Here is a 13,339-nt window from a genome sequence, read left to right on the forward strand (position 1 = left end):
CCATTTTTTTGCTCAATCGTCCAGTGTAGATTATAAACTACGTTGAACTTCAACAGTCTCAAAGACTTCGATCTGGTCGCCAACACGGACATCGTTGTAATTTTTCACCCCGATCCCACATTCCATGCCATTACGAACATCATTGACATCGTCTTTATATCGACGTAATGATTCCAGCTCACCTTCGTAAATCACCACGTTTTCACGAAGCACACGAATTGGGCTATTTCGTTTCACAACACCTTCAGTCACCATACAACCGGCAATTGCACCAATTTTAGGTGATTTGAACACATCGCGAACTTCAGCCAATCCGATGATTTGTTGACGAAATTCAGGTGATAACAGCCCTGTCATGGCTTTTTTCACTTCGTCGATGAGATCATAAATCACACTATAATAATGCAGATCAACGTGCTCGCTTTCAATCACTTTACGTGCAGCCGCATCAGCTCGCACATTAAAACCAAAGACTAAACCATCAGATGCAGCCGCTAATGTTGCATCTGTTTCAGTGATCCCACCGACGCCACGGCCAATGATATTCACTTTCACTTCATCAGTAGACAAGCCAGTCAATGAATCAGCAATCGCTTCAAGAGAGCCCTGAACATCCGCTTTAAGTACGATGTTCAGCTCTTGAACCTCGCCTTCAGTCATATTCGCGAACATATTTTCCAATTTCGCTTTTTGCTGACGAGCCAACTTCACTTCGCGGAATTTGCCTTGACGATACAGCGCAACTTCGCGAGCTTTTTTCTCATCGCGAACAACTGTTGCTTCATCACCTGCTGATGGCACACCAGAAAGGCCTAAGATCTCAACTGGAATAGATGGCCCAGCTGTTTCAATATCATTACCATGCTCATCTTTCATGGCCCGAATGCGACCATATTCAAGACCACATAAGATGATGTCGCCTCTATTAAGTTCGCCTTGTTGAACCAAAATAGACGCCACTGGACCACGACCTTTATCTAAGCGTGATTCGATCACGACTCCAGATGCAGGACCTGTTGAAATCGATTGCAATTCCAGCAAATCAGCTTGCAATAGCAATGATTCAAGCAATCCATCGATCCCTTCACCAGTTTTCGCAGAAACATGCACAAATTGGGTATCACCGCCCCACTCTTCAGGAATGACATCTTGCTGAGCCAATTCATTTTTAACACGATCGAGATCCGCTTCTGGTTTATCAATTTTGTTAACCGCAACAACAATTGGCACACCAGCAGCACGAGCGTGTTGAATAGCTTCAACAGTTTGTGGCATCACACCATCATCTGCAGCAACAACCAGAACGACGATATCTGTCGCTTGCGCACCGCGAGCTCGCATAGCTGTAAACGCAGCATGTCCGGGAGTATCAAGGAAGGTTACCAGTTGGCCACCGTCAGTCTTAACTCGATAAGCACCGATATGTTGGGTAATCCCACCGGCTTCACCCGCTGCGACTTTGGCACGGCGAATATAATCAAGTAAAGAGGTTTTACCATGGTCAACGTGGCCCATAATGGTCACAACAGGGGCACGTGCAGTCAGTACACCATCACCAGCAGAGGCTTCTTGAAGCACTTCAACTTCTAAGGCATTTTCTTTGACTAAGACCACTTTATGGCCCATTTCTTCGGCAACTAATTGTGCAGTTTCTTGATCAATCACCTGATTAATGGTCACCATAGCGCCCATTTTCATCATGGTTTTGATCACTTCAGTTGCTTTAACAGCCATTTTATTGGCTAACTCTGCAACAGTGACCGTTTCGCTGATACGCACATCACGTTCAACTGGTTGGGCCGGCTTATTAAAGCCATGTTGCATTGTGGTTGGTGCCACAACTTGGCGACTACGGCGTTTGCCGCCTTTGCGGTTACGCTGATTACGGCCACCATTATTACCATTTACAGGGGCACCGCCTTTGTTGTCTTCTTTAACTGGCGTTGCCGCTTTTTTCTTCTTACGTCGAGGCCGTTTTTCATCTTTCAGAGCCTCTTCATCTTCCGCTTCACGTGCATAAGTTGAGGTTGTGAAATGATAATCTGCACTTTCCTCAGCTTGTTTACGTTTTTTCTCTTCTTCTTCCCAACGTTTAGTGTTCTCTTCAGCTAAACGCTTGGCTTCTTCGGCTTTGCGTTTGGCTTCCTCTTCAGCTTTAGCGAGTGCAGCTTGTTCTTGTTCAGCTTTTAGTCGCTCTTGCTCTTCACGTTTTGCTTTCTCTGCTGCTGCCACTTCTGGATCAGCCTCCGCCTGTGCTTTATCGGCTTTTGCCTGTGCGTCTTTACGCGCCTTTTCAGCCTTCGCTTTAGCTGCTTGAGCTTCTTGACGCGCTTTTTCTTCTACTTCCCGTTTCACTTTGGCTTCAGCTTCCAAGCGAGTTTGCTCTTCTTTAGCTTTCGCTTCGGTTTCTAAACGTGCTTGTTCTTCAGCTTCCGCTTTTGCTTGCTCGTCAACAGCACTACGTTTTACATAGGTGCGTTTTTTGTGAACTTCCACTTGGACGTTACGAGCCTTACCGCCAGAACTTGGGATACTCAGAGTACTTTTAGTTTTACGTTTTAAGGTCATCCGGCTTGGTTGACTCTCTTCCCCATGTTTTTGCTTGAGGTGTTCAAGTAGCTTCGATTTTTCATCTTCAGCCACCATCTCATCAGCCGCCTGTTTTTTAATGCCGGCATCGGCAAATTGTTTAATCAAGCGGTCAACGGTTGTACCCACGTCGTCTGCGAGTTGTTTTACTGAAACTGCTGTCATATGGCGAAATTCCTCCGTCGACGTTATTATTCTTCATCGCCAAACCAACAAATTTGTCGGGCGGCCATAATCAATTCACCTGCTTGAGTTTCACTTAGCTCTTCAATGTCTGCGATCTCATCAACCCCTTGCTCAGCAAGATGTTCTAACGTTGTCACACCACGTAAAGCTAATTCATAAGCCAACTCACGAGACATTCCGTCCAATGCAAGCAGATCTTCACTTGGCTTATTATTCCCTAATGATTCTTCTTTGGCTAATGCTTCAGTCACTAATACCGCTTTAGCGCGATCACGCAGCGCGTTGACCATGTCTTCATCCATCCCTTCGATGGCAAGAAGCTCATTGACTGGTACATAAGCCACTTCTTCAAGCGTACTGAACCCTTCATCAACCAATACAGCTGCGAAATCTTCATCAACGTCTAAACGATTCTGAAATAACTCAACTGATTTTTGTGCTTCCGCTTGATGCTTGGTGTGCATATCTTCAACGGTCATCACGTTCAGTTCCCAGCCAGTCAACTGCGCAGCTAAACGGATGTTTTGACCATTTCGACCAATGGCTTGAGCCAAGCTATCCGGTTCAACTGCGATATCCATTGAATGATTATCTTCATCCATAATAATGGACGCAACTTCAGCTGGTGCCATTGAGTTGATCACATATTGCGCAGGATTATCATCCCAAAGGACAATATCAACCCGTTCATTGGCCAGTTCACTTGAAACAGCTTGAACGCGAGCACCACGCATCCCGACACAAGCACCAACAGGATCAATCCGTTTATCATTCGATTTCACGGCAATTTTAGCACGAGCACCAGGATCACGAGCAGCGCCTTTGAGTTCAATCATCTCTTCGGCTATCTCTGGCACTTCAATACGGAATAGTTCGATCAGCATCTCCGGCTTTGTCCGGCTTAAAAACAGCTGAGCACCGCGCGCTTCTGGTTTAACTTCATAGAGTAGGGCTCGGATTCGATCACCAGGGCGAAAAGCTTCGCGTGGAAGTAAATCTTCACGGTGTAAAACGCCTTCAGCATTGTTCCCTAAATCGACAACAACGTTCTCACGACTGACTTTTTTAACCACGCCAGTATGCAATTCACCCACTTGGTCGATGAACTGTTCAACGATCTGGGCACGCTCAGCTTCGCGAACTTTCTGCACAATAACTTGTTTAGCCGTTTGGGTAGTAATGCGATCAAATGTTACTGATTCAATCGAATCTTCGACATAACCACCGATATTTAGCTCAGGTTCGTCGACGCGAGCGGCATCCAGTGTAATTTCTCGATACGGGGCTTCAATTGCAGCTTCATTAGCAACGACTTGCCAGCGGCGAAATGTTTCAAAATCACCGCTTTTACGATCAATTTTAACGCGAACGTCAACGTCGCCTTCGTATTTCTTTTTAGTGGCGGTTGCAAGGGCTATTTCTAACGCTTCAAAGATTTTTTCCCGAGGGACTGCTTTTTCGTTGGAAACAGCATCAACAACCAATAAGACTTCTTTATTCATTCCCGAGCCTCTTTAATCAAACTGAGGGATTACATGCGCTTTTTGGACATTACTTAGCGCAATTCGTTGCTGCTTATTTTCTACATCTAGAGTGATTATTTCACCCTCAACAGCTAATAATTTCCCTTTCCATTTACGCCGGTTCTCGACAGGCATCCGCAATTGCACAAAGATATCATCACCGACCACATCTTGATAATGCACTGCTTTAAATAAGGGCCTTTCCAATCCTGGCGATGAAACCTCCAGGTTATACTCGGTGCTGATTGGATCCTCGACATCAAGGATCGCGCTCACCTGATGACTGACAGCTGCACAGTCGTCTACTGTAATGCCCTGCTCATGGTCGATATATAAGCGCAGTATGGAATGTTTACCTGCGTTAACAAACTCAACCCCTATTAATTCATAACCTAACGCATCTACAGCAGGCTCAAGCATTTCGGTTAAGCGTTGCTCAATCGTTGCCAAATTCCCCTCCAGAAAAGAAAAAAGGGCCAAAAAGCCCAGAGATAAGACACAAAAGCGCGTCAAGAAGATAACAAAAAGCCCCGAAAAAATACGGGGCTTAGAGTAACAACGAACTCTTTGTGCCTCCCGAGCTTACCTCGAGATTGGTTGCGGGGGCCGGATTTGAACCAACGACCTTCGGGTTATGAGCCCGACGAGCTACCAGACTGCTCCACCCCGCGTCCGAAACTGGCCGAATTATACCATTCTACCAGCCATATTAAAAGAGTTGTCTATATTTGGTGCCGAGAGCGGGACTTGAACCCGCACGCCCAATTGGGCACTACCCCCTCAAGATAGCGTGTCTACCAATTCCACCACCTCGGCTAGAGAATTACTCTGGTACTTGTTCAGCTGGCGAAGTTTTCTCTTTTTTCGAAGAGGTTGCCGCTGGTGCTTTGGTCGATGCAGCTTGAGTAACTTTTTGAGTGCTCACAGGTGTTTTACCTAGATCCTGCCACTCATTGCTACCCATTGTACTTTTTGTCGACAAATGCCCTAAAGCCAGACTAATTACAAAAAATAATGTTGCTAATACTGCGGTGCTACGAGTTAAGAAGTTTCCAGACCCTGACGAACCAAATACAGTATTTGATGCTCCGGAACCGAATGAGGCTCCCATGTCGGCGCCTTTACCCTGCTGAATCAACACTAAACCAATAAGGCCTAATGAGACAAGCAGATATACACCTAATAAAATGTTGTACATTGCTTATACCTTTTTATTGGACTTGCAAGCATCTGCAAGGCACTAACCAGCTATCCATATTGCTGATTACCGAAGCGGGCTGAATATTAACGAACCCAACGCACCTTGACAAGTAAATGTTGCAGAAAAATCTCAATCACACGTTCGTTCGATGAAATTATGTGCAACTTAGCCACAATTATGCGCAACAACCCCAGCAATAGCCTCGGCTAATCGAATAACTTGGCGTTGATCTTGCCCTTCAACCATCACCCGCAGCAGTGGTTCTGTACCTGATTTACGCAAAAGTACCCGCCCCGTTTCGCCCAGTTCACGCTCAGCTTTCGATACGGCGGCTAAAACATCAATACTCTCGAGCGGATTTTGCTCGCCTTTAAAGCGCACATTCACTAGCAGCTGTGGATAAAGACGCAGCGTTCCTAACTGCTCACGCAATGTGTGGTTGTCATGGCGCATCGCGGCTAATACTTGCAATGCGGCCACAATTCCATCACCCGTTGTTGTATGATTTAAGCAGATAATGTGACCTGAGTTCTCACCGCCGAGCATCCAGTTGTATTCCCCTAGACGCTCCATCACATAACGGTCCCCTACTTTGGCGCGAACAAATGGAATGTCTAATTGACCAAGCGCTTGCTCCATCGCCAAATTGGTCATTTGGGTGCCAACTACCCCGCCTTGAAGTAACCCTAAGCGCTGGTAATATTCGGCAATAATATAGATCAATTCATCGCCATCGACCTGTATACCCTGATGATCTACCATCATGACGCGATCCCCATCACCATCAAAAGCAATCCCTAAATCAGCTTGATGAACAAGAACCTGCTCACTTAATGCCCGCGTATCGGTGGCTCCACAGTTCGCATTAATATTCAAGCCATCGGGTTGCACGGCATAGGGAATCACTTGTGCACCTAATTCTGTAAATACGGAAGGGGCAATGTGGTAAGTAGCGCCATTGGCACAGTCGACCACAATTTTAAGCCCTTTAAGATTCATCACATTCGAAAAAGTGCTTTTACAAAACTCAATATAACGACCGGCTGCATCGACAATACGTGATGCTTTACCCAATTCAGCTGATTCGACACAGCTCACTGGTTTGGCTAGCTGTGCTTCAATGGCATGTTCAACATCATCGGGTAATTTAGTCCCTTGTGCAGAAAAAAACTTAATCCCATTATCATAATAAGGATTATGTGAAGCACTAATCACAATACCTGCGTCAGCATTAAAAGTACGCGTGAGATATGCGACCGCAGGCGTTGGCATCGGGCCCATAAAACTAGCATTTACCCCAGCAGCGGCAAGCCCAGCCTCGATGGCTGACTCTAACATGTAGCCGGAGATACGCGTATCTTTACCAATCAATACTCTACGTCGCCCTTGTTGACTTAATACCTGTCCTGCAGCCCAGCCAAGCTTAAGGGCAAAATCTGGCGTGATTGGAAATTCACCTACTTTGCCTCGAACGCCATCAGTTCCAAAATATTTTCTGCTCATTGTCTTAATTCAAATCCATACATTGATAAGCTACTTTTAATACATCTGCTGTTTCTCGAACATCATGAACGCGCAAAATAGCAGCACCTTTGCTCGCCGCAATACAGGCGCCAGCCAGACTTGCAGCGAGTCGTTCATCGACTCGGCGATCGAGCAACTGCCCAAACATACTTTTACGTGAAACGCCCACCAACAGCGGGTAACCTAGCTGATGAAAATTTTCAAGATGGCGCAACATTGCAAAATTATGCTCAACTGTTTTACCAAAGCCAAAACCCGGATCCAGAATGATATGTTCTGGGTTCATACCATTTGCGATCACCGCATTGCAGCGCTTTTCTAAGTAGTCTACCACCTCTGTAACAATATCATGATATTTTGGCGAATTTTGCATTGTTTCTGGGCGACCCTGCATATGCATCAGACAAACGGACACATTCGCTTGAATAGCCACATCAACAGCACCGGGCTCAAGCAGCGCATTAATATCATTAATCAGATCTGCGCCCGCCAAACAAGCTTGGCGCATCACTTCACTGTGACGCGAATCAATTGATACCAAGCAGCCTAGCTCTTGTTTGATCGCGTTGATTGCACCAATTGTGCGTTGCAGTTCTTGATCAATCGACACTTCTGCGGCACCCGGGCGAGTAGACTCCCCACCAATATCGATAATATCAGCGCCATCAAGCAACATTTGCCGCGCGTGGGCCACGGCGCGGTCTTGTGCTAAATACTGGCCACCGTCAGAAAACGAATCGGGTGTACAGTTCAAGATCCCCATCACCACTGGTCGCTCAAATGTCTGATTAGCAATCGTTAAATTCATTGATTAATTTCTCCAACAAAAAAGCCCTGTATAAGACAGGGCTTTCATAGCTGTTCAATATAAAACTATTGAACTAGATTTTCATCTGGTTTGTTATCGCCTACTGAAGGCTTGGCTGGTTCACTGTCATCTGACTGAACATCAGGTTTGGCACTTGGCGGCGGCTGATCGTTACCACTTTTATCTTCCCAATCAGCGGGTGGACGAGGTGTTTTATGCTCCATCAAATCATCTAACTGATGTGCATCGATCGTTTCATATTTCATCAGTGCATCTTTCATTGCATGCAATATATCAATATTACTTTCGAGCAATTTTTTCGAACGATTGTAATTACGATCAATAACCAGACGGATCTCTTCATCAATTGCACGAGCCGTCTCATCTGACATATGTTTCGATTTTGCGGCGCTGCGCCCTAAGAAGACTTCACCTTCTTCTTCAGCATATAACAATGGCCCCATTTTTTCTGAAAGACCCCATTGGGTGACCATCTTACGAGCAATCTCAGTGGCGCGTTCAATATCATTGCTTGCCCCCGTTGATACGCTCTCAACCCCATAAATAATCTCTTCGGCTAACCGGCCACCATACAAACTGGAGATCATGCTCTCTAAATGACGCTTACTATGACTGACGCGATCTCGCTCTGGCAAATACATCGTCACACCCAAAGCACGACCACGAGGAATAATACTCACCTTATAAACAGGATCATGGTCTGGCACTAAACGACCAATAATCGCATGTCCAGCTTCATGGTAGGCGGTCATCTCTTTAGACTCTTCAGTCATCACCATGGATCTGCGCTCAGCACCCATCATGATTTTGTCTTTCGCCTTTTCAAACTCATCCATTGCAACCGCGCGTTTATTCCCGCGAGCAGCAAACAGAGCGGCTTCATTGACTAAGTTCGCTAAATCAGCACCAGAGAAGCCCGGTGTTCCGCGAGCAATCACACTAGCATCAACACCATCACCTAACGGTACTTTACGCATATGCACTTTAAGGATCTGCTCACGGCCTCGTACATCTGGCAGACCAACAGTTACTTGACGGTCAAAACGGCCGGGACGTAACAATGCAGGGTCTAATACGTCAGGTCGGTTGGTTGCCGCAATCACGATGATCCCTTCATTCCCCTCAAAACCATCCATCTCAACGAGCATCTGGTTCAGAGTTTGTTCACGCTCATCATGACCCCCCCCTAAACCGGCACCACGTTGGCGACCAACGGCATCGATTTCATCAATAAAGATGATACACGGCGCTGATTTTTTCGCCTGTTCAAACATATCACGAACACGCGATGCCCCTACCCCAACAAACATTTCGACAAAGTCAGAACCAGAGATGCTAAAGAACGGTACTTTAGCCTCACCTGCAATCGCTTTGGCCAATAATGTTTTACCGGTACCAGGAGGCCCCACCAGTAAGACCCCCGTTGGAATTCGCCCGCCTAATTTTTGAAAGCGAGTTGGATCGCGCAAATAATCGACTAATTCAGCAACTTCTTCTTTTGCTTCATCACAACCTGCAACATCAGCAAAAGTAGTTTTAATCTGGTCTTCACCCATCAATCGCGCTTTGCTCTTACCAAACGACATCGCACCTTTGCCACCGCCGCCTTGCATTTGACGCATGAAGAAAATCCAGACCCCAATCAACAAAATCATTGGGAACCAAGAAATGAAAATAGATGTCAGTACGCTAGGCTCTTTAGGCGCTTGACCAATCACTTTTACGTTATGATTCAGGAGATCGTTTAGGATATCCCGATCCGGCATCGGCATAATCGTTGTAAATTGCTCACCAGTTCGTTTCACCCCTTGAATCTTTTGACCGTTAATCCGAACTTGCCGGATTTGATCTTGGGATACATTTTTGACGAACGTCGAGTAGTCCTCTTGTTGCGCGCTGGAGGTATCCGGGCTGAAACTTTGGAAAACTGACATCAGCACAACGGCTATGACCAGCCACAAAATCAGATTTTTCGCCATGTCACTCAAGACTAAGACCTCTGTAGGTAGGTAATGAATAAAACTACATCTGTTAATAACAATGTAGCCTACTATAGTTTGAATCCGCTAGCCATACTATCGGCTTTATGAAAAGACGTTTCCATCACTATTTAATCGCCTGATGGCCACTTTCACCATTATGGCACGGTAAATGACAATGATATCATGTTTAAATCGGTGAGTCTGGTAAGCCAAACTCATCGCCACGCATGGATCATGCAGGCTATAATTTAAACCCATTGGCAACAATATAAACTTCCCTTGAACGGGCCCGAGATGAATCCGGTTTACGTGTCTTAACACTGCTAAATAGTGCTCGAACATCACTCAGATACGCTTCAAATCCCTCGCCTTGGAATACTTTCACCACAAAGCTACCTTTAAGTGCCAATACATCACGACACATATCCAAGGCTAATTCGACTAAATACATTGAGCGCGCTTGATCCACACCTAAATTACCACTCATATTAGGCGCCATATCTGACATGATCAGATCAACTTTTTGCTCGCCCACTCGAGCTAAGATCGCGTTGAGCACTTGCTCATCGCGAAAATCACCTTGCAAAAAGTCAACACCGGCAATGGGGTCCATCGGCAATAAATCGCAGGCTATCACTCGGCCGGTCCCATCCAACTGCCCTGCGGCATATTGAGACCAGCCGCCTGGAGCTGCACCTAAATCAACAACGGTCATACCAGAGCTAATTAACTTATCCCGCTGTTGGATCTCTTCTATCTTAAACACTGCCCGCGAACGCAGCCCTTGTTTTTTCGCTTGTTGCACATAATGATCATCATGATGTTCACTGAGCCAGCGTGAAGAACTTGCAGAATGTTTTTTCTTTGCCATATTTTAACAGTACCAAAAACTTCCAGCGAGAAGACCAAACGAGCGCCATCTCAAACAAATATCGGTGTAGAATAACGTCTACTGATAGTGTAGCTCAAGCTTTGTATCGACTTTTCCAGTTGGATGTCTGTATAGATGGCGGTAAAATGCAATTTTTCAACCCTTACAAGTGAAAAGATGCCATTAACTAATAAGCAAAAACAGTATTTAAAAGGTCTAGCCCATACACTCAAGCCCGTCGTATTACTAGGCAGCAACGGCTTAACGGAAGGTGTGATCGCCGAAATCGACAGTGCACTCGGTCATCACGAGCTGATCAAAGTCAAAGTTCCAAGTGAGGATCGTGATCTTAAAACCCAGATTATCGAAACCATTGCAGTGAATTGCCAAGCGATCCTTGTGCAAAAAATAGGAAATATCGCAGTTTATTATCGTCCAAGCGAAGAGCCTAAAATCGAGCTGCCTCGCAACTAATGTGCCGCAAGGTGGCGGCAGTCCATTGACTGCCGCTTCTGGACAACGTTTACTCGAGCGATTGCGTCTTACGGATATGGGCATAATTGAGTAATGCGACAAAAACGCTGCCGCCGATCAGATTTCCGACCACGGCGACTCCAATAAAGCGCGCAACTTCACTCAGATGTAGCGAATGCCCAATTAAATATGCGGTAAAAATTTCCACAGAACCAGCAATCGAATGATGCAATCCACCAATACCAATAACAAATGTAACGATGTAGATCACCACGATTTGGCTAAGCATCGGTGCGGTAGACATAATTAACCATGCCCCTAGTGCCATGAGCCATCCAGCCAAAATAGCACTGACTAATAACGCACGGCTTTGATAAGCGACCAAATGGTGGCCGATTGCTAAATAACCATCTCGAGCATGGATAACCGGCTCAGCTGCATCTAAAAGACATGCAATTAACAGTGCCCCAGCGAGGTTTCCCAGTAAAACAATTGCCCAGAGTCTAATGAGACGAGCAATGGAGCTACGCTGATCTAAAACAGGATAGACCGCTGTCGCGGTATGTTCGGTAAATAGCTGCGTACCACTCATAATGCACATCACAAACCCAAGCGGGTAAACAAATGCAGTAATCAAACGCGCTGATATGGACCAATGCAAACTGTCAACTTGGTCTTGCACAATAGCGACCGACATCGCGGTAAAACCGAGAATTAAACCTGCAGCCATCGCTGACAAAAACAACGATAAAGATTGCCGACCCAGCTGCTCGAGCCCTTCATTAATGGCACTTTCAAGAATGTCATCGGGATGACGACGAGATTGGTCAGTGCGTTTAATAATCACTGGGACATAATCACGGTCTTCAACCAGTCGTTCGCGTTCACGCCCCGTATGGGTACGCCCTGCATCATCGCCAGACGTTGGCTGAAGGATCGGGTCATTTTGCTTTGAGGTATGATTCAAACACATCTCCTTAGGTTAACCAGTCCGTGCCAAATATCTATACCACTATCGCGCGCATCATGAAACATTGCCGACGCCCCGCCAGAGCAAAGAAACAGGCTAATGGATCAACATTGCTCAACGGTGAGCGCAATAGCATCTTCGCCCTCACAATATCAATATTAAATTGCAGTAGCGAATATACGAATCTCTGAATAAGCATAACCTCAGCGTTTCAATAGCGCCAATTTGATCATGAGGTTGCATTGGCATTTTGAAATGAGATTGGGCCGATTTTCGCTCGTTTTACTCGCAAAATGAGAAACGATGCTGAGTGAGCCTAAATGAGTAGAGCAATGATGACTAAAAGAGTAAGGGCAAAATCTGCGCAAAGACCCTTCGAGCAATATTTAGGGGCATATCGACTGCATTCTCATCCGTTTATGCCGAATAAAGATAAACACGAGCGTTTATTTACATACCAGCCCATCGACTCACAATACAGACGGCCCTGAACCATCAACACTAGATATAAAAAAACGCCATCAAAATGGCGTTAAGTTAAAAGGGCAAAAAAAACGGCCAAATGGCCGTTTTTATAGACTAAGCAATATACTGCACATCTGTAATTTCATATTCTACAACACCACCAGGTGTTTTAACTTCGACCACGTCATCGAGATTTTTACCAACTAAGCCTCGAGCAATCGGCGAATTCACTGAAATCAAATTTTCTTTAATGTTCGCTTCATCATCGCCGACAATACGATAAGTCACTTGCTGCTCATTATCTAGATTCAATAAGGACACTGTTGAGCCAAAAATGACTTTACCATTATTCGGGATCTTACTGATATCGATCACTTGTACATTCGATAACTTACTTTCGATCTCCTGAATACGCCCTTCACAAAAACCTTGCTGCTCACGCGCAGCATGATATTCAGCATTTTCTTTTAAGTCGCCGTGTGCACGAGCTTCAGCAATTGCCGCAATAATTTCGGGGCGACGAACGGATTTTAAGAAATCCAACTCTTCACGTAATTTCTGTGCACCTTGCACAGTCATTGGGATCTGATTCATGTTATGCCCTTTCTTATAAATACAAAAATCTGGAAGATGTTGCCATCTTCCAGATCAAATCTTATCAACTTGATAATTTAGTTTACCGTGAATCCGCGAGAGGGTGAAGCCCCCCCGAGGACGTGCATCGT

General features: G+C 45.5%; 11 protein-coding genes and 2 tRNA genes. 1 reads left to right on the plus strand and 12 read right to left on the minus strand.

Translation table 11 applies throughout. The features are described 5' to 3' along the window. Positions 1–30 precede the first annotated feature (30 nt). The 10 genes from infB to rlmE form a co-directional block, all read right to left on the minus strand. A complete protein-coding gene (gene infB / locus ABUE30_RS04720) occupies positions 31–2,754 on the minus strand; it encodes a translation initiation factor IF-2 (protein ID WP_408622557.1) in 2,724 nt (907 codons plus the stop codon). A gap of 26 nt (positions 2,755–2,780) precedes the next feature. After that, a complete protein-coding gene (nusA, locus tag ABUE30_RS04725; protein ID WP_408622559.1) occupies positions 2,781–4,277 on the minus strand; it encodes a transcription termination factor NusA in 1,497 nt (498 codons plus the stop codon). A gap of 12 nt (positions 4,278–4,289) precedes the next feature. After that, the gene (gene rimP, locus ABUE30_RS04730) at positions 4,290–4,748 is read right to left on the minus strand and encodes a ribosome maturation factor RimP (RefSeq protein WP_408622560.1); all 459 of its coding nucleotides are present in this window, start codon (positions 4,746–4,748) and stop codon (positions 4,290–4,292) included. Positions 4,749–4,892: 144 nt separating this feature from the next. Continuing rightward, positions 4,893–4,969: transfer RNA gene (locus ABUE30_RS04735), tRNA-Met, on the minus strand. 58 nt (positions 4,970–5,027) lie between these two features. Beyond that, positions 5,028–5,114: transfer RNA gene (locus tag ABUE30_RS04740), tRNA-Leu, on the minus strand. 7 nt (positions 5,115–5,121) lie between these two features. Continuing rightward, positions 5,122–5,496, minus strand: coding sequence for a preprotein translocase subunit SecG (secG, locus tag ABUE30_RS04745; protein ID WP_408622561.1), 375 nt, complete (start codon positions 5,494–5,496; stop codon positions 5,122–5,124). Positions 5,497–5,664: 168 nt separating this feature from the next. Then, the gene (gene glmM / locus ABUE30_RS04750; RefSeq protein ID WP_408622562.1) at positions 5,665–7,002 is read right to left on the minus strand and encodes a phosphoglucosamine mutase; all 1,338 of its coding nucleotides are present in this window, start codon (positions 7,000–7,002) and stop codon (positions 5,665–5,667) included. Positions 7,003–7,006: 4 nt separating this feature from the next. Further along, positions 7,007–7,831, minus strand: a complete 825-nt coding sequence (gene folP, locus ABUE30_RS04755; RefSeq protein WP_408622563.1) for a dihydropteroate synthase — start codon at positions 7,829–7,831, stop codon at positions 7,007–7,009. Positions 7,832–7,896: 65 nt separating this feature from the next. After that, positions 7,897–9,840: an ATP-dependent zinc metalloprotease FtsH gene (gene ftsH, locus ABUE30_RS04760; protein WP_408622564.1), complete on the minus strand. Its 1,944-nt coding sequence runs from the start codon at positions 9,838–9,840 to the stop codon at positions 7,897–7,899. Positions 9,841–10,075: 235 nt separating this feature from the next. Beyond that, on the minus strand, positions 10,076–10,705 hold the full coding sequence (gene rlmE / locus ABUE30_RS04765) for a 23S rRNA (uridine(2552)-2'-O)-methyltransferase RlmE (RefSeq protein ID WP_408622565.1): 630 nt from the start codon (positions 10,703–10,705) through the stop codon (positions 10,076–10,078). 177 nt (positions 10,706–10,882) lie between these two features. On the opposite strand from rlmE, the gene yhbY reads away from it, so the two are divergent. Then, a complete protein-coding gene (gene yhbY, locus ABUE30_RS04770; RefSeq protein WP_408622566.1) occupies positions 10,883–11,179 on the plus strand; it encodes a ribosome assembly RNA-binding protein YhbY in 297 nt (98 codons plus the stop codon). A 49-nt stretch (positions 11,180–11,228) separates the two neighbouring features. On the opposite strand, the gene ABUE30_RS04775 is transcribed toward yhbY, so the two are convergent. Both ABUE30_RS04775 and greA read right to left on the minus strand, forming a co-directional pair. Continuing rightward, positions 11,229–12,146 (minus strand): formate/nitrite transporter family protein, encoded by a 918-nt coding sequence (locus tag ABUE30_RS04775; protein WP_408622567.1) that lies wholly within the window; start codon positions 12,144–12,146, stop codon positions 11,229–11,231. 582 nt (positions 12,147–12,728) lie between these two features. Further along, positions 12,729–13,208: a transcription elongation factor GreA gene (gene greA / locus ABUE30_RS04780; protein ID WP_408622568.1), complete on the minus strand. Its 480-nt coding sequence runs from the start codon at positions 13,206–13,208 to the stop codon at positions 12,729–12,731. Between the last annotated feature and the right edge of the window lie 131 nt (positions 13,209–13,339).

Origin of the sequence: Celerinatantimonas yamalensis (assembly GCF_046054155.1) — a bacterium.
Lineage (GTDB): Bacteria > Pseudomonadota > Gammaproteobacteria > Enterobacterales > Celerinatantimonadaceae > Celerinatantimonas > Celerinatantimonas yamalensis.